At 73.0% G+C, this 22,519-nt stretch carries 22 protein-coding genes and 1 pseudogene; 9 read left to right on the top strand and 14 right to left on the bottom strand.

Going from position 1 to position 22,519, the window contains the following annotated elements; translation table 11 throughout:
• From ACXR2U_RS05555 to ACXR2U_RS05530, 6 genes and pseudogenes are all read right to left on the bottom strand, one after another.
• A pseudogene (locus ACXR2U_RS05555) lies at positions 1 to 798 on the bottom strand (hypothetical protein); the annotation flags it as partial.
• 97 nt (positions 799 to 895) lie between these two features.
• The gene (locus ACXR2U_RS05550) at positions 896 to 1,870 is read right to left on the bottom strand and encodes a glycine betaine ABC transporter substrate-binding protein (protein ID WP_458823938.1); all 975 of its coding nucleotides are present in this window, start codon (positions 1,868 to 1,870) and stop codon (positions 896 to 898) included.
• 103 nt (positions 1,871 to 1,973) lie between these two features.
• Entirely contained in the window at positions 1,974 to 2,786 is an 813-nt protein-coding gene (locus ACXR2U_RS05545; RefSeq protein WP_458823937.1) for an ABC transporter permease, read from the bottom strand.
• Positions 2,759 to 3,463 (bottom strand): ABC transporter permease, encoded by a 705-nt coding sequence (locus ACXR2U_RS05540; RefSeq protein WP_458823936.1) that lies wholly within the window; start codon positions 3,461 to 3,463, stop codon positions 2,759 to 2,761. The genes ACXR2U_RS05545 and ACXR2U_RS05540 overlap by 28 nt, the downstream gene beginning before the upstream one ends.
• Position 3,464: 1 nt before the next feature.
• Positions 3,465 to 4,667: an ABC transporter ATP-binding protein gene (locus tag ACXR2U_RS05535; RefSeq protein ID WP_458823935.1), complete on the bottom strand. Its 1,203-nt coding sequence runs from the start codon at positions 4,665 to 4,667 to the stop codon at positions 3,465 to 3,467.
• Complete coding sequence (locus ACXR2U_RS05530) at positions 4,664 to 5,464, bottom strand: IclR family transcriptional regulator (protein WP_458823934.1); 801 nt, start codon at positions 5,462 to 5,464, stop codon at positions 4,664 to 4,666. The genes ACXR2U_RS05535 and ACXR2U_RS05530 overlap by 4 nt, the downstream gene beginning before the upstream one ends.
• A 192-nt stretch (positions 5,465 to 5,656) precedes the next feature.
• Between ACXR2U_RS05530 and ACXR2U_RS05525 the strand changes: the two genes are divergently transcribed.
• The gene (locus tag ACXR2U_RS05525) at positions 5,657 to 7,057 is read left to right on the top strand and encodes an aromatic amino acid lyase (RefSeq protein ID WP_458823933.1); all 1,401 of its coding nucleotides are present in this window, start codon (positions 5,657 to 5,659) and stop codon (positions 7,055 to 7,057) included.
• A gap of 40 nt (positions 7,058 to 7,097) precedes the next feature.
• On the opposite strand, the gene ACXR2U_RS05520 is transcribed toward ACXR2U_RS05525, so the two are convergent.
• The 4 genes from ACXR2U_RS05520 to folB all read right to left on the bottom strand — a co-directional run bounded on the left by ACXR2U_RS05520 (position 7,098) and on the right by folB (position 9,859).
• On the bottom strand, positions 7,098 to 8,387 hold the full coding sequence (locus ACXR2U_RS05520; protein WP_458823932.1) for an LCP family protein: 1,290 nt from the start codon (positions 8,385 to 8,387) through the stop codon (positions 7,098 to 7,100).
• A gap of 94 nt (positions 8,388 to 8,481) precedes the next feature.
• Complete coding sequence (locus ACXR2U_RS05515; protein ID WP_458823931.1) at positions 8,482 to 8,961, bottom strand: DUF3180 domain-containing protein; 480 nt, start codon at positions 8,959 to 8,961, stop codon at positions 8,482 to 8,484.
• Positions 8,958 to 9,461, bottom strand: coding sequence for a 2-amino-4-hydroxy-6-hydroxymethyldihydropteridine diphosphokinase (folK, locus tag ACXR2U_RS05510; protein WP_458823930.1), 504 nt, complete (start codon positions 9,459 to 9,461; stop codon positions 8,958 to 8,960). The genes ACXR2U_RS05515 and folK overlap by 4 nt, the downstream gene beginning before the upstream one ends.
• Positions 9,458 to 9,859: a dihydroneopterin aldolase gene (gene folB, locus ACXR2U_RS05505; protein ID WP_458823929.1), complete on the bottom strand. Its 402-nt coding sequence runs from the start codon at positions 9,857 to 9,859 to the stop codon at positions 9,458 to 9,460. The genes folK and folB overlap by 4 nt, the downstream gene beginning before the upstream one ends.
• 51 nt (positions 9,860 to 9,910) lie before the next feature.
• On the opposite strand from folB, the gene ACXR2U_RS05500 reads away from it, so the two are divergent.
• Entirely contained in the window at positions 9,911 to 10,420 is a 510-nt protein-coding gene (locus ACXR2U_RS05500) for a low molecular weight protein-tyrosine-phosphatase (protein WP_458823928.1), read from the top strand.
• On the opposite strand, the gene ACXR2U_RS05495 is transcribed toward ACXR2U_RS05500, so the two are convergent.
• On the bottom strand, positions 10,353 to 11,282 hold the full coding sequence (locus ACXR2U_RS05495; RefSeq protein WP_458823927.1) for an AraC-like ligand-binding domain-containing protein: 930 nt from the start codon (positions 11,280 to 11,282) through the stop codon (positions 10,353 to 10,355). The genes ACXR2U_RS05500 and ACXR2U_RS05495 overlap by 68 nt on opposite strands.
• A 192-nt stretch (positions 11,283 to 11,474) precedes the next feature.
• Here ACXR2U_RS05495 and ACXR2U_RS05490 point away from each other — a divergent pair, with 192 nt between their 5' ends.
• From ACXR2U_RS05490 to ACXR2U_RS05470, 5 genes are all read left to right on the top strand, one after another.
• Positions 11,475 to 13,613 carry a molybdopterin-containing oxidoreductase family protein gene (locus tag ACXR2U_RS05490; RefSeq protein WP_458823926.1) on the top strand — a complete coding sequence of 713 codons (2,139 nt, stop codon included), beginning with the start codon at positions 11,475 to 11,477 and terminating at the stop codon, positions 13,611 to 13,613.
• A complete protein-coding gene (locus ACXR2U_RS05485) occupies positions 13,613 to 14,023 on the top strand; it encodes a CBS domain-containing protein (RefSeq protein ID WP_458823925.1) in 411 nt (136 codons plus the stop codon). The genes ACXR2U_RS05490 and ACXR2U_RS05485 overlap by 1 nt, the downstream gene beginning before the upstream one ends.
• The gene (locus ACXR2U_RS05480; RefSeq protein WP_458823924.1) at positions 14,020 to 14,826 is read left to right on the top strand and encodes a fructosamine kinase family protein; all 807 of its coding nucleotides are present in this window, start codon (positions 14,020 to 14,022) and stop codon (positions 14,824 to 14,826) included. Before ACXR2U_RS05485 ends, ACXR2U_RS05480 begins: the two co-directional genes overlap by 4 nt.
• A 119-nt stretch (positions 14,827 to 14,945) precedes the next feature.
• Positions 14,946 to 16,394: an HNH endonuclease signature motif containing protein gene (locus ACXR2U_RS05475; protein WP_458823923.1), complete on the top strand. Its 1,449-nt coding sequence runs from the start codon at positions 14,946 to 14,948 to the stop codon at positions 16,392 to 16,394.
• Between the two features lie 40 nt (positions 16,395 to 16,434).
• Complete coding sequence (locus tag ACXR2U_RS05470) at positions 16,435 to 17,358, top strand: XdhC family protein (RefSeq protein ID WP_458823922.1); 924 nt, start codon at positions 16,435 to 16,437, stop codon at positions 17,356 to 17,358.
• Between the two features lie 61 nt (positions 17,359 to 17,419).
• Here ACXR2U_RS05470 and ACXR2U_RS05465 read toward each other — a convergent pair whose 3' ends face one another.
• The 3 genes from ACXR2U_RS05465 to folP are packed head-to-tail and all read right to left on the bottom strand — an operon-like array spanning position 17,420 to position 20,921.
• Positions 17,420 to 19,168, bottom strand: a complete 1,749-nt coding sequence (locus ACXR2U_RS05465; protein ID WP_458823921.1) for a proline--tRNA ligase — start codon at positions 19,166 to 19,168, stop codon at positions 17,420 to 17,422.
• A 50-nt stretch (positions 19,169 to 19,218) separates the two neighbouring features.
• Positions 19,219 to 20,055 (bottom strand): undecaprenyl-diphosphate phosphatase, encoded by an 837-nt coding sequence (locus tag ACXR2U_RS05460; protein WP_458823920.1) that lies wholly within the window; start codon positions 20,053 to 20,055, stop codon positions 19,219 to 19,221.
• A complete protein-coding gene (gene folP / locus ACXR2U_RS05455; RefSeq protein WP_458823942.1) occupies positions 20,052 to 20,921 on the bottom strand; it encodes a dihydropteroate synthase in 870 nt (289 codons plus the stop codon). The genes ACXR2U_RS05460 and folP overlap by 4 nt, the downstream gene beginning before the upstream one ends.
• 97 nt (positions 20,922 to 21,018) lie before the next feature.
• Here folP and ACXR2U_RS05450 point away from each other — a divergent pair, with 97 nt between their 5' ends.
• Together ACXR2U_RS05450 and ACXR2U_RS05445 are read left to right on the top strand one after the other, a co-directional pair.
• Positions 21,019 to 21,525, top strand: coding sequence for an RNA polymerase sigma factor (locus ACXR2U_RS05450; protein WP_458823919.1), 507 nt, complete (start codon positions 21,019 to 21,021; stop codon positions 21,523 to 21,525).
• On the top strand, positions 21,522 to 22,508 hold the full coding sequence (locus tag ACXR2U_RS05445) for an META domain-containing protein (RefSeq protein WP_458823918.1): 987 nt from the start codon (positions 21,522 to 21,524) through the stop codon (positions 22,506 to 22,508). The genes ACXR2U_RS05450 and ACXR2U_RS05445 overlap by 4 nt, the downstream gene beginning before the upstream one ends.
• Positions 22,509 to 22,519 lie beyond the last annotated feature (11 nt).

The raw sequence follows: 22,519 nt of genomic DNA, 5'->3' as shown, positions 1-22,519 counted from the left end.
GGCGGGGGCGGTCGAGGCAGACGCAGCGGCAGGCGGCGCGGGTTCGAGCGGGTCGACGGTGGCCGCGGGAGCGTCGAACGGCACCGCCGGCCGGCCGGCGGCGGGGGTCGAGCTCAGCGTGATCGCGGGGACGGGGACGCCGCCGAGGGCGACCCGCTCCTCGGCGAGCCGACGGACCTCAGCCTGCAGGGCCTCGAGGTCGGAGCCGATGAGGCGGGTGGTCTCGATGCGTTCCAGCCGGATCTGGCCGGGGACCTTCTCGGTGAGGTCGTTGCGCAGGGCGGCGACCTCCTGCCGGAGGGTGTCGAGTTCGTCGCGCAGGACCCGCTCCATCTCCCGGCGGAGCATGACCTCGAGGGAGAGGGCGAACTCGCGGCGGGCGGCTTCCTCGCGTTCGTGCTCGATCTCGGCCGTGCGGCGGCGCTCGAGTTCGCGGCCGGCGTTCGCCTCCTGCACCGCGGCCACGGCGTTGCGGGCCGCGTTCTCGGCGGCCTGTTCGGCGGCGGCGGCCGCCGCCTCCCGGGCGACGGCGCGAGCGGACATCTTCGAGGCCTCGACGATCCGGTCGAGGTCACCGCTGTGCAGGCCACTCTCGACGGCGGGTGCCCGGCGGGTGCCGAAGACGGTGGCCGACCCGAGCAGGGCGGCCCAGAGGCCGACGACGACGCCGATCTGGACGGTCCGGGAGTCGTCGCCGCGGGCGATGAGCCACACCGCGACCGCCGCGGACGCGACCGCGACGACCCCGCCGACCGCCCGGAGCACCACGCGCCAGCGGGCGTGGTCGGACAGCGGCATGGCGCAGAGCTTATCGGTCGGGCCGAGGTGTGTCAGACGCTGACAGACGGCCCGGACGGGCCGGGACGGGGCACGTGCGACCCCGTCCCGGCACCGGTCAGGAAGCCTTCTTCGCGAGGTCCGCGATCGACTTCAGGCCGTACTTGTCGGCAGTCCCCTTCGTCACGACGATCGCGTCCTTGTCCTCCGCGGCCGACTGCTCGAGCACCTCGAGCTTGGGCTCGGTCGCCGAGATCGCGGCCGGGAGGGCGGCGAACACCTCGTCGCTGCTGACGGCGTCCTCAGGTCCCTTGAAGTACGCGAGCAGCACGCCGCTGTACTCGGGGATGAGGTCGATCGAGCCGTCCTGCAGACCCGGGATGTAGGTCTCGCGGCTGCCGATGTTGAGCTTGGTGGTGATCGAGGCCCCCTGCGCCTGCAACGCCTGGGCGTAGATGTTGGCGAGGGTGACGTTCTCCTGGAAGTTCGCCGAGCCGACAGTCAGGGTCGCGCCCTTGGCCGAGGTCCCCGAGGCGTCGAGACCCTTGGACGACAGCCAGGCCTTGGCGACGTCCGCGGAGTCCTTCTTCTCGGTGATGACCTGCTCGTTGAGGTTGACCAGGTCGTCGGTGGTGAGCGCGGCCGACACCTTGTTGAGGATGTCGGTGACGCCCGGCTGGGCGGCCTTCTCCTTGTTGATCAGCGGCAGGACGTTCTGCGCCGTGTAGAGGTTCTCCGGGTCCTCGAGCACCACGAAGTTGTTGGCCTCGATCGAGGGGTCGGTGGTGAAGACGTCGCCCGCCTGGATCTGGCCGTTCTTGAGGGCGTTGATCGTCAGCGGACCGCCGGCGTCGAGCGCCTTGAAGCTCCCGAACGTGACGTTGTACTTGCTCTTGAGGCCGGAGATGCCGTCGGAGCGGGTCTTGAACTCCGGAGGGCCGCCGAGCACCAGCTGCCCGGCGACGGTCGAGGTGTCGCCGCTCGAGCCGGCGCCGCCGGTCGAGCCGCTGCTGCTGCCTGCGGAGCCGCAGGCGGTGAGCGCCAGCGCGGCGACCGAGACGGCGGCCGCGGCGGCGAGGTGGATGCGCTTCATGTGGAACATTCTCCTCACGGACGTGGGGGTGGTGCGCTGGTCGGGCCCGGGTGGACGCGACCGGGTGGTGCGGTCAGGTGCGATCTGGTGCAGCAGAGCACGGTCAGGACGTCGTCGTCGCGGCCTCCAGCTTCTCGACCGACGCGGTACGGGAGTCGGGTTCGGTGGCCACCGTGGGCCGGCGCGAGCCGCGCTTGCGGAAGCGGTTCGTGACGCCGCGCGACACGGCGTAACGCTGGATGAGCGCCAGCACCAGGTCGACCACGAGGGCGAGCAGGGCGACCACGATCGCGCCGCCGACCATCTGCGGGAAGTCGCGCTGGGACAGCCCGTCGTAGACGAACCGGCCGAGACCGTCAAGGCCGACGTAGGCCGCGAGCGTCGCGGTGGCGATGACCTGCAGCGCCGCGCTGCGCAGGCCCGAGAACATCAGCGGCAGCGCGTTGGGCACCTCGACCCGGAACAGCACCTGGGACGACGTCATCCCCATGCCGCGGGCGGCGTCGCGGACGGCCGGGCCGACGTTCTGCACGCCGGCGTAGGTGTTGGCGAGGATCGGCGGGATCGCCAGCAGCACCAGCACGATCTCGGTCGGCAGCAGGAACGCCGCCTCGCCGCGGACGTGGGCGACCACGATGACGTAGGCGAGGATCAGCAGGCCGGTGCTCGGCAGCGCGCGTAGGCTGTTCACCGCCGACACCAGCCAGGTGCCGCGGCCGGTGTGGCCGACGAGCAACCCGAGCGGCACGCCGATGACCAGGCTGACCAGGACGGCGATGCCCGAGTAGTACAGGTGCTTGCCGATCTGGTCGATGATCCCGGCCTGACCGATGGTCCCCCGCCAGTTCAGCGGGTCGTTGAGCCAGGTGATGACGCCGGACCAGGAGATCATCGCGCCGCCACCGCCCGTCGCCACGGGGTCGCTGCTCGGTCGGCGAGCAGGATCAGGGCGTCCAGGACGAGCGCCAGCAGCACGCTCAGCAGGATGCCGAGCGCGATCGGCGGGTAGTACGGCGAACCGAGCGAGAGCTGGAAGCCGGTGATGAACAGCTGCCCGAGGTTCGCGATGCCGATCGTGCCCGCGACCGACACGATGCTGACGTTGCTCACCATCGCGACCCGCAGCCCGGCGGTGATGACCGGCACGGCGATCGGCAGTTCGACGCGCACCAACCGCTGGAACCGCGTGTACCCCATGGCGGTCGCGGCCTGGGCGACGTCGTCGGGCACGGAGTCCAGGCCGTCGGCGACGACCCGCACCAGCAGCGCGACGGTGTAGATCGTCAGCGCGACCACGACGTTGATCGGCGAGAGCACCTGGGTGCCGAGCAGCGCCGGCATGACGACGAACAACGCGATGGACGGGATCGTGTAGAGCAGCCCGGTGATCGAGATGAGCGGCGGGTAGAGCCACCGGTACCGGCGGCCGAGGTAGCCCAGCGGCAACGACACCACCAGGCCGATGACGACCGGCAGCACCGACAGCCACGCGTGCGACCAGAGCGCGGAGGTGACGTCGTCGACGTGGTCGCCGAAGTACTTGAACAGCAGCAGCGGGTTGCTCGGGTCGAGCGCGAGGTCGCGCGCCGCCACCTCACGCCTCCTTGGTCAGCGACGCACCGGCCGGGGCGGCGTGCGCCCCGTTGGCACCGCGCTGCTCGTCCGCCTCGCGCCGCACCTCGGCCGCGCGCCGGGTGTCGGCGTCGGCCTCGATGACGGCCAGCACCGCCTGGGCGGTGATCGTGCCGAGCAGCGCGCCGCGTTCGTCGACCACGACCCCGCGCCCGCTCGGTGAGGACAGCGCGGCGTCGAGCAGTTCCCGCAGTGTGCCGTCGGCGCGGGTGAGGGTGCCGCCGAGGTTGAGCAGCTCGGGGGTGACCGCACCGCCGAGGCCGGAGTCCGGGACGCCCTGCAACGACAGCCAGCCCTGCGGCGCGCGCTGGTCGTCGAGGACGAGCACCCAGCCGTCACGGGCACGGTCCGCGGCCTGCCGCAGCGGGGCGCCGAGCACGACCGAGGCTTCGTCGTCGACCGCCATGCCGGCCGAATGGGTGAAGCCCAGCGCGCGGTAGCCGCGGTCGCGGCCCACGAAGCCCGCGACGAACGGGTCGGCTGGGCGGGCCAGCAGTTCGGCGGGCGCCGCCATCTGCGCGAGGTGACCGCCGACGCGCAGCACCGCGACCTGGTCACCGAGCTTGATGGCCTCGTCGATGTCGTGGGTGACGAACACGATCGTCTTGCCGAGATCCTGCTGCAGGCGCAGGAACTCGTTCTGCAGCTGCTCGCGGACCACGGGGTCGACCGCGCTGAACGGCTCGTCCATGAGCATGACGGGCGGGTCGGCGGCGAGCGCGCGGGCGACACCCACGCGCTGCTGCTGACCGCCGGACAGCTGGGCCGGGTAGCGCTTGGCGAACGCCGGGTCGAGCCCGACCTGCTCGAGCAGTTCCATGGCCCGCGCCCGCGCGGTCTGCTTCTTGGTGCCGACGAGGAACGGCACGGTGGCGATGTTGTCCAGCACGGTGCGGTGCGGGAACAGCCCGGCGTGCTGGATGACGTACCCGATGCCGCGCCGCAGGGTCGGCGGCGAGACCGCCATGACGTCGCGGTCGTCGATCGTGATCGACCCGGAGGTGATGTCGATCATCCGGTTGATCATCCGCAGGCTGGTGGTCTTGCCACAGCCGGAAGGCCCGACGAAGACGGTGATCTGGCCCGAGGGTGCGACGAGGTCGAGCCCGTCGACGGCGACGGTGCCGTCGGGGTACCGCTTGGTGACGGTGTCGAAGGTGATCATCGCTCTCCGCTTCTCGAAGGGGTGTCCGTGCTGCCGGCGGGCACGCCCAGCACCCGGCCGACGGCCGCTGCCTCGTGCGCCACGATCCGGCCGAACTCGTGCATGGCCGTCTCGTCGATGCGGTAGGTCGGTCCGAGCAGGTTGAACGCGCCGGCGATGCCACCGGGCCGGGGGATCGGGGCGGCGACGGCCGTGACGTCGGGCTCGATGAGGTCGCGCTCGGCGAGGTAGCCGCCGGGTGGGGCGTCGCCCGCGAGGGCGCGGCCGACGGCGAGGCCGCGGGCGTCGATGGCCCGCCCGACCCAGCTGGTGTGCCGCACCGAACTGCTGCCCTCGACCATCGCGACGTAGACGGCGGTGCTGTCGAGCCCCGCCACCACGAGGTAGGCGGTCTCGCCGGTGGCCGCGACGATGCGTTCGAGGGCGGGCTCGGCGATCCGGACCAGCGACGCGCGCCCCAGCACGGTCGCGCCGAGCGCGATCGCCCGGGCGCCGGGGGTCCAGGAGGCGTCGGCCTCGCGGGCGACGAAGCCCGTGTGCTCGAGGGTGCGCAGCAGCCGCAGGGCGGTGCTGGGCGCGAGGTGGGTCCGGCGCGCGGCCTCGGACAGGGTGGTGACGTCGTGCTCGCAGATCTCGGCCAGCAGGGCGAGGGCCCGCTCGACGGCGCGCGTCGACCCCGCGGCGTGGCGGGCGTCGGGCTCGTGCCGGGGCGACGGGCGCGCCGGGCCGGCACCCGAGGGCTCGACGGACGCGGGCTCGACCGGGGACGACTCGACCGGTGCAGCGTGCAGCGCCACCCGACCTCCCCCGACGTCTCGACGGCCCGCCGGAACGTGGGGTTCACGTTTCCGACAGGCAGCATGATGCTGCCGCCTGGTGGACGGTAGCGACAGGGACCGACAACGGAGGTGGGGGTGTGCGAACCGCAACCCGAGCGTGACCTCGGGCCGAGGTGACGTTCCGGCGCCGCGACCGGCACGCTGTCCCCCGTGACCATCGGCCTCGACGGCGCCACGCTGACGCTCACGGACCTCGTCCGCGCCGCGTACGGCGCCCCGGTCGCGGCCGCGCCGGCCGCCCTGGACGCCATGGCCCGGACGGCCGAGGACGCCACGGTGATCGCGGCGAGGCGCCCGGTCTACGGCCGCTCGACCGGGGTCGGGGCCAACCGGACGATCGGGCTGGACCCGTCGTCCCCGGACACCGGCATCGCGCTGCTGCGCAGCCACGCCGTGTCGGCCGGTCCGCTCCGGGTGCCCGAGCGGGTGCGGGCCACGATGGTCGTGCGCACCAACCAGTTGCTCGCCGCCGGCAGCGGGGCGTCACCGGTGCTGGTCGAGGGCCTGCTCGGGCTGCTCGCCGACGGCGTGGTCCCGCCGGTGCGGGAACTGGGCAGTGTCGGCACCGGCGACCTCTCGGCGTTGGCGACCATCGGGCTGGCCCTGGCCGGACGTGGCGTGCCGATCGGCGCGGGCGAGGCGTTGCCGCTGCTGTCGTCGAACGCCGCGACCCTCGCCGACGGCGCTCTCGCGGTCGACTCCCTGACCCGGTTGGCCACGCGCGCGCTCGACGTCGCAGCCGTCACCTTCACCGCCGTCGACGGCAACGCCGAGGCCTTCGCGCCCGCGGTGGAACGGGCCACCCCGTTCCCCGGCGCGGGGCACGTCGCCCGGACGATGCGCTCGCTGGTCGCGAGTGCTGCGGTGGCCCCGCCGGCCCGGATCCAGGACCCGTTCGCGCTGCGGACGCTGCCCCAGGTGCACGGCACCCTGCTCGACGCCCTGGCCCGGGCGGGCGACACCGTCTCGCGGCTGGTCAACGCGGCGTCGGAGAACCCGCTGTTCGACGACGGCACGGTGGCCCACCACGGCGGTTTCTACCTCGCCCCTCTCGCCGCGGCCCTGGACGGCGCCCGCCTCGCCCTGCTCGCGGCGGCGCGGTCGTCGCTCGCGCGGCTGGCGTTGCTGTGCGACCCGGCGATGACGACCCTGCCGCCGTTCCTCGCCGACCCGGCCCGGCCGGGCGCGTCGGGCGTGCTGGCCCTGGAGTACGTCGCCGGGTCGGCGCTGGGTGACGTGCAGATGTTCGCGACCCCGGCGGCGACGATGACGGTCTCGGTGTCGCGCGGGGTCGAGGAGGACGCGTCGGAGGCGTCGCTCGCCGGGCGCGCGGCGCTGGTCGCGGTGCCGCCGGTCCGCACGATCGTCGCGGCCGAACTGCTCGCGGGCCTGCGGGCGCTGCGGATGCGCGGGATGCCGGTCCCGGCGACGTGGGCGTCGCTCGCGGCCGACCTCGACGACCAGCTCGCCGACCGGGACCTGACGGCCGACCTCGCCCGCGTCGAGGACGAACTCGGTGCGGCCGACGCGACCGGCCCCACGTTCAGCTGAACGCGGTGCGGTGACCGCGTTCAGCTGAACGCGGGCCGGGTCAGTAGACGCAGTTGGCGTCGGCGCCGTTGACGGGCGTCGGCTGGGCCGAGTTCACGGTCGAGGCGCTGGTGGTCGGCGCCGCGGGGCTGGTGCTCGTGGGTGCGCCGGGTGAGGTCGTGGTGGCGCTCGTCGGCGGGGCGGTCGGGGTGGCCGGCGGGTAGAAGGTCTTCTGGACGAACGACTGGACCGCCGCCGGGTCGACCAGGATGACGTCACCCGCGGGGCTGTTGTTGTCCTCGCCCGCCAGCGGGATCGTGTAGAAGTTCAGGTTCCCGGCCGACAGACCCGACAGCTGCGAGGCGAGCGCCAGCGGCTTGAGGTTCGGGTCGATGAGCAGCGACGAGCTCACGGCGTGGAGCAGCGAGTTGATCTTGCCGGGGTTCAGCAGCGTCCCGGCCGAGAGCACCTTCCGGAACACCGCCGACAGGAAGTACTGCTGGCGCTGGATCCGGTCCAGGTCGCCGCGGCCGTCGGGGAACCCGTACCGCTGCCGCACGAACGCCAGCGCCTGGGTGCCCTCGATCGTCTGGGTGCCGGCCTTGAGGTCGATGCCGGAGTTCGCCTCCTTGACGTCCTCCCGCAGGCACACCTGGACGCCCTTGAGCGCGATGCTGATCCGGTAGAAGCCGAGCAGGTTGACCTGGACGTAGTGGTCGATGGTGAGGCCGGTCAGCTTGTTCAGCGTGGAGATGAGCACCTGGATGCCGGCGCTCTGCCGGGCGACCTCGTTCGCGCCCTGGTCGGCGGCGGTCTGGTAGCCGTCGGGGTAGGCGGAGTTGAGCTTGGACTTGCCGTAGCCCGGGATGTCGACGTACGAGTCGCGCGGGAACGAGATCGCGGTGGCCCGGCTGCCGTCGGCCGGCACGTGCAGGACCAGCATCGTGTCGGTGTTGGCGCTGCCGCCGTCGTCCTGCGTGCCGAGCGCACGGAGTTCGTCAGGGGTCGCCCCGGCGCGGGAGTCGTTGCCGAGCAGCAGGATGTTGAGGTCGCGCTTGGGGTAGGTCGGGCCGTCCGTCCCGGTGCCGGTGCTGTCCGGGGAGGCGACGGCGGCGCCGACCGAGACGTCGCGGTTGAACGTCCGCAGCTGCTGCCAGGCCCACCCGGTGCCCACGACGATCGAGACCGACAGCACGGCGGCCACGATCTGGGCGGCGAGGCGCACGCCCCGGCGGGTCGAGCTCGGCGGGGTGCCCGCGGCCCGGCGCGGGGCGCGGGTGAGGCGGGTGATCGGAGCCCGGCCGCCTTCGTCACCGGCCGCGTGGCGTCCGGGTTCGCGGCCTGCTGTCACGGCGGGCGACGATACCGGCGTAGGTCACGAGACGATGACGGTCGCCGACCGTCCTCTCAGGCCGCGTTCCGGCAGGCTCCCGGACCGACGAGGTTCAGCGGCCGCCGACCCGCCGCGGGCCGCCCGGGCCGTCACCGTCGGTCGGCGGGACCAGTCCGGCCCGCTCGAGCAGGCACCCGGCCGCGGTCAGCGCGACCGAGCCCACGACGAACACCAGACCCGCCGCGAGATCGCCCGGGGCCGTGCCGACGTCGCCGAGTTGGGCGATGACGTGCGCCGTGAACCCGGCGCCGAGTCCGGTGCAGACCGCTCCCGCCAGGGCGCTCGCCCGGCCGACGACGACCCACCGGGCGACGGTCACCGCGGGCATCGGGGTGGCGTCGGGATCGTGGCCGATGACCGAGCGCAGCCGCACGGCGAGCGCGAGTTCGAACGCGGCGATCAGCACGACGGCGGCGCCGGGCGGCCAGGAGAGGGCGGGCAGGCGCAGGTACCAGGCGCGGGTCGCGAAGTACGCGAGCACGCCGAACACGAGGGCGACGACCACCAGGTCGCGGACGCGGGTGAGGGTCACGGCTCGACCACCAGGGTGAGGTCCGGGCGCTCCCGCACGCCGTCCCGGTCGACGCCCGCGAGCAGGTCGGCGACCCGCCGGCCGCCGAGGGTGGCGTCGGACTCGACGGCCGCCCACGGCACGAGCACGAAGGCGCGTTCAGCTGAACGCGGGTGCGGCAGGGTCAGGACCGGGTCGTCGGAGCGGATCTCGGCGTCGCCGTCGGACACGGTGACGACGTCGACGTCGACGGTGCGGGGCCCCCAGTGGACCTCGCGGGTGCGCCCGGCACGCTGCTCGGCCGCGTGGGCCCGCTCGAGCCAGTCGGCGGGCGCGGCCCGCTCGTCGTCGACGACCAGGACGGCGTTGAGGAAGTCGGGTTGCTCGACCGGACCCCACGGCGGCGTCTCGACGACGCCGGACGCCGCGACCAGCCACGGCCGGAACACGTCGACGGCCGTGTGCAGGTGCGCGAGGCGGTCGCCGAGGTTGCTGCCGATCGACAGCACCGCCCGGGTCATCCGGGCGTCCCGTCGGGCGAGGACGAGGGCTGGTTCGGCGACGACCGGGTCACGGTGACCGCGACGTCGCCGAACGTCAGCGGGATCGGCGCGCTCGGCTTGTGGACCGTCACCGTCGCGGACCGCACCCGGGAGTCGGCGAGGCAGACGTCGGCCAGCCGGGCGGCGAGGGTCTCGATGAGGTTCACCGGCTCGCCCGCGACGACCGCGGCGACGGCCTGCGCCAGCTCGCCGTAGTGGACGGTGTCGGTGACGTCGTCGCTGGCGGCGGCGGCCGCGGTGTCGAGCCGGAGGGCGACGTCGACGACGAAGTCCTGCCCGTCGCGGCGTTCGTGCTCGAACACCCCGTGGTGGCCGAACACCCGCAACCCGGTGAGCGAGATGACGTCGTCGGGCACGCCTGCGACGGTAGCGGGGCACGCTTGGAGCGCGTTCGGCACGATGGAGCGATGCGGGTCAGCTTCGTGTGTTCGGGCAACATCTGCCGCTCCCCCACCGCCGAGTTCGTCCTGAGGTCCCTGGTCGCCGAGGCGGGCGCGGACGTCGAGGTCGAGTCGGCCGGCACGGGCGCCTGGCACGTCGGCGACGAGATGGACCGGCGCTCGCGTGCCGAGCTGGAGCGGCGGGGCTACCGCGTGCCGGCCCACGCCGCCCGGCAGTTCGAGCCGGACGACTTCGAGCGGCTGGACCTCGTGATCGCGATGGACCGCTCCCACTACGAGGACCTCCGCGCCCTGGCCCGTGACGCCGACGACCGCGAGAAGGTCGTGCTGTTCGGGGAGTTCGGCACGCGCTACCGCGACGACCCGTCGGTGCCCGACCCGTACTACGGCGGCGCCGACGGCTTCGCCGACGTGCTCGACCGGGTGGAGTACGGCTGCCGGGAGCTGCTCACCCGGACGGGTTCGAGCGGTACCGCGTCGGGGACGTCCCGTACGCCTGACGGAACGCCCGGCTGAAGGTCGCGAGGTCGGGGAAACCCCACCGGCGTGAGATGTCGGTGACCGAACGCTGGTCGAAGGACGGGTGCCGCAACTCCACCCGCGCCCGTTCGAGGCGCAGGTGCTGGACGTGGTGGCTCACGGTGTCACCGCGGCCGGCGAACAGCCGGTGCAGGTGACGCGTGGAGATGAAGTGGGCGTCGGCGATCTCGGGCGGGGTCAGGTTGGGATCGCTGAGGCGCTCGGCGATGTAGGCGTCGATGCGGCGCAGCAGCGCCGCGGCCGAGCGCTCGGGTTCCGCCGGCCGCACCCGCTCGCCCGCCACGGTGGCTACCAGCGCGAGGACGTCGTGGCCGAGTTCGACCCCGCCCTCGACGCTGAGGTCCGGCGGTGCCGCGGCGAGGTCGCGCAGCATCCGCCCGACGATGGCGCCGACGCCCTCGGTGCCGACCAGACACCGCGCGGTCATCGCCCGTGACGCCGCGTCGCCCAGGCGTACCGAGGCCCGCGGCCAGGTGAACACCAGCAGTTCCCAGTCACCCCGCATCGACCACTCGAACGGCCGGTCGGTCTCGTAGATCGCGAAGTCGCCCGGCCCGAGCAGCGCCTCCCGGCCGTCCTGGTGCACGAGGGCCTCGCCCCGCGCCATGAGACCGACCTGCAGGTAGGCGTCGTCGTCGCGGTCGGCGAGCTGGGGGGTGCGCGTGTAGCGGCCGGAACCCGACCTCACGCTGGCGACGTTCATGAGCCCGACGTCGGCGGAACGCACGCTGCCGCCGAACACGTCGGAGCGGTCGGCGCGGATGTCCAGGGCGACGAAGTGCTCACGGATGAGGTCACGCCAGACGTCGAGCCGGTCGGTCGCGACAGGTTCGGACACAGGTCACCTCGGCAGGTCGGTGGACCCAGGCTGAAGGCTCAGGCTAAGGACCACACCGCGACGGCGTCAACGACGCCCGGACGGCCATCGGGTGTGCGCGCGGACCGGCCGCGGGTCGATGTCACCCGGCGACAACAGGCCTGTCACCTGGTGCCAAACCGCCCCGCCGGTCGGGCGGCACGATCGACTGGCATGACCGTCATCGACGCCCTGCCGCTCACCGACGTCACCACGAAGACCGTCCGGGCCGCGTGTGCGCACGACTGCCCGGACACCTGCGCGATGCTCGTGACGGTCGAGGACGGCGTCGCCACCGCCGTGCGTGGCGACCCCGATCACCCCTTCACCAACGGGGGATTGTGCGTCAAGGTCAACAACTACACCGAGAAGACCTACAGCCCGGACCGGATCCTGCACCCGATGAAGCGGGTCGGACCGAAGGGCAGCGGCGTGTTCGCCCCCATCAGCTGGGACGAGGCCATCGACACGATCGGGACGCGCTTCGAGGCGGCGATCGCCGAGCACGGCGCCGAGTCGATCATGCCGGTCAGCTACCTCGGCACCCAGGGGATCCTCAACGGGCTCAACGTCGGCGACCCGTTCTTCAACGCGATCGGCGCGACCGTCACCGAGCGCACCTACTGCGACTCGGGCGCGTGCACCGCGTACACGATGACGATCGGGGCGACCGCCGGCGTCGACCCCGAGAGCCTGGTGCACTCGCGGTACATCATCATCTGGGCCTGCAACATGGTCTCGACCAACCTGCACCTGTGGCCGTTCGTCGCCGAGGCGCAGCGGCGCGGCGCGAAGGTCGTGGTCATCGACCCGATGCGGCACGCGACGGCCAAGCGCGCCGACTGGCACATCCCGATCCGGCCCGGCACCGACGGCGCCCTCGCGATGGCGATGATGCACGTGATCATCACCGAGGGCCTCACCGACGAGGCCTACGTGCGCGACCACACCGTCGGCTACGAGGAGCTGGTCGAGCGGGTCTCGACCTGCACCCCGGAGTGGGCGTCGGAGCAGACCGGCATCCCGGCCGACGACATCCGCACGTTGGCGCGCGAGTACGCGACGTCGGAGCCGTCGATGATCCGCATCGGGGTGGCGATCGAGCGGCACGCCGGTGGCGGTCAGACCGTGCGGTCCATCGCCTGCCTGCCGGCGCTGGTCGGGGCGTGGCGTCGCGTCGGCGGCGGATTGCTGCAGTTGCCGCTGTGGGCGTTCCCCGTCAACTGGGGTGCGCTGATGCACCCCGAGCTCGCGACCCCCGGCACCCGGGTCATCAACCAGTTCCGGCTCGGCGAGGCCCTCGCCGGCGAGGTCGACGGGCCACCGGTGAAGGCGTTGATGGTCTACAACTCCAACCCGCTGGTGGTGTGTCCGGACCAGGACAAGCTCGCGACCGGGCTCGCGCGCGAGGACCTGTTCACGGTCGTCAGCGACCAGTTCCTCACCGACACCGCGCGGTACGCCGACATCGTGCTGCCCGCGACCACCCAGCTCGAGCAGCACGACATCATGTTCAGCTGGGGCCACTTCTACGTCGCACTCAACACCCCGGCCGTCGAGCCGGTGGGTGAGTCGGTGTCGAACACCGAACTGTTCCGACGGCTGTCCGCGCGCATGGGCCTCACCGACCCGATCCACGCGCGCACCGACGAGCAGATGCTCGCCGAGGCGTTCGACTGGTCGGCGCCGGCGATGGAGGGGATCACTCTGGACTCGCTGCGGGAGAGCGGGTGGGCGCGCCTGAACCTGCCCCTGCCGGACGAGTACGCGCCGCACGCCGAGGGCAACTTCCCGACGCCGTCGGGCAAGACCGAGTTCCGGTCGTCGGTGGCGGAGGCGGCCGGCAACTTCGTGGTGCCGCTGTTCCGCCAGGGCTACGAGGGCTTCCAGGTCGGTGGGACGATCGACCCGCTGCCGCACTACATCGCCCCGCGCGAGACCGCCGACTCCGGCTACCCGCTGAACCTCATCTCACCGAAGTCGCACGCGTACCTCAACTCCAGCGCGGGTGACCAGCCCAAGCAGATGCGGGTGCAGGGTGAGCAGAAGGTGATCCTGCACCCGACCGACGCGACCTCCCGCGGTGTGGGTACGGGTGACTACGTGCGCGTGTTCAACGGGAGGGGCAGCTTCGTCGCGGTGGCCGAGGTCAGTGAGGACATCGCGCCGGGTGTGGCGATCTCCCCGATGGGGGCGTGGCAGAAGAACGCGCGGGGCGGTTCGACGGTGAACGCGGTCAACCCGGTCGTGTTCGCCGACCTGGGCAACGCCCCGACGTTCTCCGACACGCGCGTCGAGGTCGAGCCGGCCTGATGCCGACCGTCGCCGACGCCATGGTCACCCACGTCAAGGTCAGCCCGCCGGACGTGACCGTCCGCGAGCTCCGGGCGTTGTTCGCCGACGACCACGTGCACGTCGCGGTGATCGCCCGTCGGGGGGTGCTGCTCGCCGTGGTCGACCGGACCGACCTGGAACGCCGCCCGGACAACGCCCGGGCGGTCGCGTTCGGCGCGCTCGCATCGCGGACCGTGGGGCCGGGAGCCGACGCGGACGAGACCCGGCGCGCGCTGCTGGGTTCCGGCCGGCGCCGGCTCGCGGTCGTCGCCGAGGACGGCCGTCTGCTGGGCCTGCTGTGCCTCAAGCGCTCTCGCCGGGGGTTCTGCTCGGACCGCGACGTGTCGGCGCGTTCAGCTGAACGCGCTCTTGCCACCCTGGGTGGGTGATCGAGGGCGAACGGTCGTCGCGGCCGCTGGCCGGCGGTGACCTCGGCCGGGCGCGATGGGTCGAGACGGTGTCGGGGCCGGTCGTCGAGAAGACCTACCCCGCCTCGGTGCCGCCCGCGCTGGTCGAGGCCGAGGCGGCGGGTCTGCGCTGGCTGACCGTCCCGGGTGGGCCGCCGGTGCCGCGCGTGCAGTCGGCTGACGCACGCACGATCGTCCTGGACGCGGTCGTCGAGGGCCGGCCGACGCCCGCCGGCGCCCACAAGTTCGGAGCGGCTCTTGCCACGCTGCACGCCGCCCGTGCACCGGCGTTCGGGTGGGCTCCGTCGGACACTGTCTTCATCGGCACGCTGCCGGTCGGGGTCGGGACGTTCGCGGACTGGCCGTCCTTCTGGCGGGCCCGGACGGGGGTGCTGCTGGACGCGTTGCCGGGCGTCGACCGTCGGCCCTTCGACGCACTGGGCGCCCGCCTCGGAACGCTCGTCCCGACGATCTGGCCGGCGCGGGTCCACGGCGACCTCTGGTCTGGCAACGTGCTGTGGGACGACTCCGGGCGCGCGTGGCTCATCGACCCGGCGGCGCACGGCGGGCATCCCGAGCTCGACCTCGCGCTGCTCGCCCTGTTCGGCGCGCCGCAGCTCGAGCGGGTGCTCGCCGCCTACGCGGCCGCCGCCGGCCCCGCGCTGGCCGACGGCTGGCGCGACCGGCTGCCGCTGCACCAGGTGCACACCCTGCTGTTCCACGCCGTCGCCTTCGGTGGTGGCTACCTCTCCCGCACGCTCGACGTCGTCCGCCGCTACCTCTGATCCACGTCGGTCGACGCGTTCAGCTGAACGCGTCGCTCGGCGCGTTCAGTTGAACGCGACAACGGCAGCCTGTGGACAGTCATTAGAAACTGTCGGACCCCCTTCCTAGCTTCCGCCACATGACCACCGCCCTCCTCGACGCGCCGACCGAGGCCGTCACCTCTCCACTCCTGCAGCTGGTCTCCGACGACGTCGACGACGGGTCGCTGTCGGACGAACAGCTCGGTTCGCGCATCGTCGGCCTCTCCGGCCGCATCGCCGCGTCGACCAGTCACTGGCTGCTGCTCGTGGCCGAGTTCGACCAGCGGGAGGCCTGGAACGCGTTCGGGCTCGGCAGCACCGCACGCTGGCTGTCCCACCACTGCGGCATCACGCACCGCACGGCGGTGGAGCACGTCCGGGTCGCGCGGTCGCTGCGCACCCACGCCCGGCTCGCCGACGAGATGGCTGCTGGCCGTATCTCCTACAGCCACGCCCGTGGGATCTCCCGGGTCGTCGAGCCGGAGGACACCGAACTGGTCGACGCGTTGGTCGACTCCGCCGAGCACGGCACGGTCGGGCAGCTCGAGGACATGGTCCGCGGGTTGCGCCGTGTCGACCGGGAGGAACAGGACGAGGCCGATCGCAAGGCCGGCAGACCCACCGGACCGAAGGACACCCTCGACTCGCGCATCGGGCCCGACGGCCGGTGGCACCTGTCGGCCCGGCTGGCCCCGGAGGACGGCGCGACCGTCGACTCGGCGCTGGCCGCGGTGGCCCGCGCCGAGGGCGTGGACCGGGTGACCGCGCTGGTACGCCTGGCCGAGATGGCCCTCGCGGTCCTCGCCGACACCGGGCGGATGCCGCGGGAGCTGCGCGGTGACGAGCGGGCGGCGGTCGTCGTGCACCTCGACGCCGCCGACGTGCCTCCGCCGCCCGGGGCGGAGGAGGTCGAGCCCGAGGACGAGTCGCCCGGGGCCGAGCCCCGGCGTCGACCGTTCGCGCGCCTCGCGGGCGGGCCGGGCCTGCCCGACGCCGTCGCCCTCCGGCTGCTCTGCGACGGGCGGCTGCGGACCATCGTCTACGAGACCGAACCCGACGGGCGCCGGCGTGTGCTCGACGTCGGCCGGTGCCAGCGCCTGGTCACCCGCAAGCAGTTCCGCGCCCTCGTGGTCCGCGACGGCCACCGGTGCACGGTTCCCGGGTGCGAGTCGACCCGCCGGCTGCACGTCCACCACGTCATCCACTGGTTGTTCGGCGGGCTCACCGACCCCGACAACGAGGTGCTCGTGTGCGAGGTACACCACCGCAAGATCCACGACGGCGAGATCGACGTGCGGGCCGTGTCACCCGGACGGTTCCGGTGGTTCCGGTCCGACGGCGGCGAACTGGTCCCCCACGTCGACCCCTCGACGCTCGCAGCGAACCCCGCCCCGGCCGACACCGACCATCTCGACGTCGCCGCCACGGCCGCTGAGTCGCGGTGGGACGGAACCCGCCTCGACCGCGGTTACGCCGTGAGCTGTCTGGCCGACACCAAGGCCCGGCGACGCAAGAAGCGGCTCGCGAAGAAGAAACACCACGACTGACGCCCTCGACCCGGCCCGCCGCACCTGTGACGATGGCGGCGTGTTCGACATCGCGCCCACGGTCCTGAGCTGGCTCTCCGACGGAGTCGATGTGACTCTCGCCCGCGTCGTGGCGGCCAGCGGTCTGGCCGGGCGGGAGGCCGCGGGCGTGGCCGCGTGGGCCGGGCCGGGGTCGCGCTTCGGGGAACTCCACGAAGGCGCGTACTTCGGCAACCGCACCGGGTACGAACCGGTGGGGTCGCAGCTGGCCCTTCGGGCGCAAGGATCCGTGGGGCGGGTGGCGGTGTCGGTGACCGACGACGACGCACAGGACATGGGCCTCTCGTGTGGCGGTTCGGCGACGGTTCTGGTGCAGCATGCAACGGACCTGCCGCAGACGTTCTGGTCCGCCCTGCAACGCGGCGAACCGGTCGGCCTGGTCGACACCACCGACCCCGCCGCCGGCACCTGGGCCTTCGACGCCGCCGACGTGCCGGAACGCTTCGCCAGGCTGTTCGGGCGCGGGGTGTCGCAGGTCAGCGAGGTCGGCGACGAGACGGTGACGACCTACTGGCCCCGGACCCGCGTGCTCGTGGTCGGTGGCGGCCCGGTCGCGGCGGCGCTGACCAAGCAGACCGAACTGCTCGGCTGGTCGACCGTGGTGGCCGAGGACCTTGCGACCGCCACCGACGGCCTGCGGATGCTGGCCGGTGCCGACGCCGTGATCGTGTTGTCGCACGACCGCGACGTCGACGGACCGTTGCTCAGTGCAGCGATCGCGTCACCGGTCGGCTACATCGGGGCGATGGGATCGCGCCACACCCAGCAGGCGCGGGCCGACTGGTTCGCCGCGAACGGCGTCGTCGCGGGCCTCGCCCGCATCCACGGCCCGGCCGGACTCGACATCGGCGGCTTCGGCCCGGCCGAGATCGCCCTGTCGATCGTGGCCGAGATCGTCGCGGTACGCAGCGGCACGGCCGGCTGAGCGCCCTGCCCGCGTTCAGCTGAACGCGGGCGGGCGCGGAGTCGGGCGGGGTGGGACCGGCTCAGCCGAGGACGATGTCCACGAGGCGCGAGGCGGCCTCGTCGACCGGCACGTTCTCGCTGTCACCGCTCCGCCGGTCGCGCAGCTCGACCACACCCTCGGCCAGGCCGCGGCCGATGATGACGGCCGTCGGCACACCGAGCAGTTCCGAGTCCTTGAACTTCACACCCGGCGAGACCCCGCGGCGGTCGTCGAGCAGGACCCGCACGCCGGACGCCGTGAGCGACGCCGCGAGGGCCTCGGCGGCGTCGAACACGTCGTCGCCCTTGCCGGTGGCCACCACGTGCACGTCGGCGGGAGCCACCGAACGCGGCCAGCACAGACCCTTCTCGTCCAGGGTCTGCTCGGCGATCGCCGCCACGGCGCGGGTGACACCGAAGCCGTACGACCCCATCGTCACCGTGACGGGCTTGCCCTGCGGGCCGAGCACCTGCAGGCCGAACTTCTCCGCGTAGAGACGGCCGAGCGCGAACACGTGGCCCATCTCGATGCCGCGCGCGATCTCCAGTCGGTGCCGACACTTCGGGCACAGGTCACCGTCGCGGATCTCGACCGCGCCGAGTTCGCCGTCGACCTCGAAGTCGCGCCCGCGCACGACGTCGACCGCGTGCTTGCCCTCGGCGTTGGCGCCGGTCACCCACGCCGACCCCTCGGTCACGAGCGGGTCGACCACGTAGCGGACCTTGCGCTCCCGCAGCACCTGCGGGCCGATGTAGCCCTTGACCAGACCGGCCGCGGCGATCTCGTCCGGAGTCGCGATCTCGACCTGGGTCGGCTCGAGCTGCCCGCTCACCCGTTTGAGGTCGACCTCGCGGTCGCCCGGCACGCCGACCACGAGCAGCCGCCACTCGGTGGCACCGGGTTCGAGGGTCTTGAGCACGACGTTCTTGAGGGTGTCGGCGGCGGTGAACCCGCGGTCCGGCACGACGCCGTTCACGACCTCGACCAGGGTGTCGATGGTCGGGGTGTCAGGGGTGTCGAGGACCTGCGCGGCCGGGTGGTCGACCGTCGCGGACGCCTCGGGCAGGGCGATCTCGACCGCCTCGACGTTGGCCGCGTAGTCGCAGTTCGTGCACTGGACGAACGTGTCCTCGCCCGCGGCCGCCGGCGCCAGGAACTCCTCCGACGCCGAGCCGCCCATCGCGCCCGACACCGCGAAGACGATGCGGTACGTCATACCGAGCCGCGTGAAGATCCGCTCGTAGGCGTCGCGGTGAGCGCGGTAGGAGACCTCGAGCCCGGCGTCGTCCAGGTCGAAGGAGTAACTGTCCTTCATGATGAACTCGCGCCCACGCAGGACGCCCGCGCGCGGACGCGCTTCGTCGCGGTACTTGGTCTGGATCTGGTAGAGCGAGAGCGGCAGGTCCTTGTAGGACGAGTACTCGCTCTTCACCAGCAGCGTGAACAGTTCCTCGTGCGTCGGGGCGAGCAGGTACTCGTTCTGCTTGCGGTCACGCAGCTTGAAGATGCCGTCGCCGTACGCGGCCCAGCGCCCGCTCTCCTCGAAGATCTCGCGCGGGATCAGTGCGGGGAAGTGGACCTCCTGCGAGCCGATCGACGCCATCTCCTCCCGGACGATCGCCTCGATGCGCCCGAGCACGGCCATGCCGAGCGGCAACCAGCTGTAGATGCCGGGCGCGACCCGCCGCACGTAGCCCGCGCGCACGAGCACCTTGGCGCTCGGGACCTCGGCGTCGGCCGGGTCGTCACGCAGGGTCCGCAGGAACAGGGTCGACATTCTCAGCAGCACGGGAGCCAAGGTTACGGGCACCCCGCGCACCGGTTTGCCACTGCGCGCGCTCAGCTGGACGCGACGACCCCGGTGGCGACGAGCGCGATGACCACTAGCCCCAGGACGACCCGGTAGCCGATGAACACGGCGTAGCTGTGCCGGGCGATGAACCGCAGCAGCCAGGCGACCGCCACGTAGGCCACGGCGAAGCTGACGGCGGTCGCGAGCAGGGTGGCGGGCCAGCCGACGCCCGCGCCGATGGCGTCGTACTCGGTGACGGTCTGCAGGATCGCCGCGCCGGTCAGCGCCGGGATCGAGAGCAGGAACGACAGCCGGGTCACCGTCACCCGGTCGATGCCGCGCAGCAGCCCGATCGACATCGTCGCGCCCGAGCGGGAGACGCCGGGCACCAGGGCCAGGCACTGCACCAGCCCGATGACGAGCGTGTCGCGCCAGGTCACGTCGGCCTCGTGCCGGTCCTGGCGCCCGTGCCGGTCGGCGTAGAGCATCGGCCCCGACCACGCGATCAAGGCGATGCCCACCACCCAGAGGCTGCGCAGGGTCGTCTCGATGACGTCCTGGAACAGCAACCCGACGATGCCGATCGGGATCGACCCGATGATCACCGCGACGGCCATGCGGAAGTCGGGGTCGGACCGGTGCTCCGGGCGGCGGAGTCCGACCACCAGCGCCCGGATCAACCGCACGATGTCGCGGCGCAGGAACAGCAGCGTCGCGAACACCGCGCCGGCCTGGATGATCGCGGTGAACGCGGTGATGTCGGGGTCGCCGATGGAGTAGCCGAGCAGCTTCTCCAGCACGGTGAGGTGCCCGGTGCTGGAGACGGGCAGGAACTCGGTGACGCCCTCGACCGCTCCGAGCAGGACCGCGTGGAGCAGGTTCACGCCGGGCCCGGCTCCGTTCCGGTGAGGTCGTCGACCGCGCCGCTGATCCGGGCGGCGACGGCCGCGGCGTCCAGCGCGGCGCCGACCTCGTGCACCCGCACGCCCCACGCGCCCGCGAGCACGGCGTACGTGGTGACGGCCGTGGTGGCGTCCTCGCGCTGCTCGACCGGGCGGGGACGGCCGTCGGGGTCCGCGAGCAGCCGGCCGAGGAACGCCTTGCGCGACGCCCCGACCAGCACCGGCAGCCCGATCTCGAGCAGCTGGTCGAGGTTCGCCAGCAGCTCCCAGTTGTGCTCGGCCGTCTTGGCGAACCCGAGCCCGGGGTCGAGGACGAGCCGGCGGGGGTCGACGCCCGCGGCGAGGGCGGCGTCGGCGCGCTGGACGAGCTCGGTGCGGACGTCGGCGACCACGTCGTCGTAGACCGCGAGGTCGGCCATCCGGTCGCTGTGCCCGCGCCAGTGCATGAGGATCCACGGGACCCGGGCGTCCGCGACCACCCGCGCCATGTCGGGATCGGCGAGCCCGCCCGACACGTCGTTGACGACGGCGGCACCGGCCTCGACCGCCGCCGCCGCGACCGCCGCGCGCGTGGTGTCGACGCTGACCGTCACCCCCGCGGCGACGAGTTCCCGGACGACGGGGACCACCCGGGCCGTCTCGGTCTCGGCGTCGACCCGCTCGGCACCCGGCCGGGTCGACTCGCCGCCGACGTCGATCAGGTCGGCGCCGCGCCGGTGCATCGCGACGCCGTGCGCCACGGCCGCCTCGAGCGAGGCCCAGCGGCCGCCGTCGCTGAAGGAGTCCGGGGTGACGTTGAGGACGCCCATGACGACCGCACCGCCGCGGACGGGGGCACCGACCGGCAGGCTCGTCCCGGAGGCAGGGGTGGACACGGGGCAGATCCTCCCAGTCCGCCGTGCCGACCCAACCCACCGAGGGGTCCGGGACGTAGACACTCACATGGTGCAGGCGCAGACGGCCGCGGACGAGGACGCGTTCGTCGACTGGATCCGGCCGTCGCTGCTCGCGATGACCCGGCTGGCCGCCCGTCTCGTCCCGGCGCACGACGTCGACGACGTCGTGCAGGACGCGGCCGAGCGGGCCTGGCGGGCCCGCGAGCGCTACGACCCGGCCCGCAGCAGCCCGACGACCTGGCTGCTGACCATCACGGTGACCGCGGCCCGCGACGCCCACCGCGGCACGTTCCGACGCCGCCGGGTCGCCGAGGCCCTCACCGCGTCCGAGGCGGTGACCGACAGCGGCGTGGACGTCGACCTCGAGCGCGCCGTGGTCACGCTGCCGCGGCGGCAGCGGCTCGCGGTGCACCTCTTCTACTTCCTCGACGTGCCGGTCGCCGAGGCCGCCCAGGTCATGGGCTGCTCGGTCGGCACGGTCAAGTCCACGCTGCACGACGCCCGCCAGGCCCTGCGCCGGGTCCTGGACGAGGAGAACGGGAGCGACGACGCATGACGATCGACGACCGCCTGACCCGCGCCGGGGAGCACTTCCGCGCGACCCACCCCGAGCCGGCCCCGGTCCACCTCACCGCGCCTGCCGACGCACGTCAGCCGGGTCGCAGGCCGCACCACCGACGACGGTTCGTCGGCATCGCGCTGGCCGCGGCCGTCGTCGTCGCGCTCACCGTCGGTGTGGTCGCGTGGCTGGGGTCCACCCGCCCCGACCACGCCCCCCGGCCCGCGGCGACGACGCCCGCTGCACCGGTCGATCCGCTGGTCGCGCTGACCACCGGCGTGTGGCGGTTGGCCTCGGTCGAGACGGGGTCGGGCCCGGCGCTGCAGCCGGAGGTCCGCTACACGCTCGTGGTAGCCCCCGGTCCGGGCGGGGACGTGCTGCGTCTGGACGACAGCTGCAACGCGACCAACGTCCCGGTCGACATCGAGCCTGACAACATCCGGCCCACCGGACCGGACTCCACGACGCTCGTCGACTGCTCGCGACCTGACGATCCGGCCGCTGCCGCGGCGGGGTCGCTTCTCGCCGCACCGGTGACGTGGTCGATCGACGGCGCCGACCTGCACCTACGGCGGGGCCCGACCACGGCGACCTTCACAGAGGTGCCGGGCTCGGCGCCGAGTGCGACGGGACTCGAGCGCACCTCGTGGCAGCTGGTGACTGTCGTCGACGGCGGGGCGCCGGTGCCGGCGAGCGCCACCCGTTCCACCGAGCTCCGTTTCGGCTACGGCGGGCCGAACCAGGTGCAGGTGTGGGACGGCTGCAACACCCTGTCCGGCGGCTACGCCGTGGACACCGGCACGCTGACCTGGAACGGGATGCACACGACCGACGTTCTGTGCACCGACGCGTCCGCCCTGCAGAGCGCGGTCGACGCGGTCTTCCAGGACGGCGCCACCACTGTCGAGCGAGCGGACGACCGGCTGACGCTGACCCGCGGCGACGTCGTCCTCGTCTACGACCTGGTCGGCGCCGACTGAGCCGCCGGGCG

Source organism: Jatrophihabitans sp. YIM 134969 (assembly GCF_054456675.1).
The sequence above is the reverse complement of the archived record's forward strand: the minus strand, read 5'-3'. Positions and strand labels throughout refer to the sequence as shown.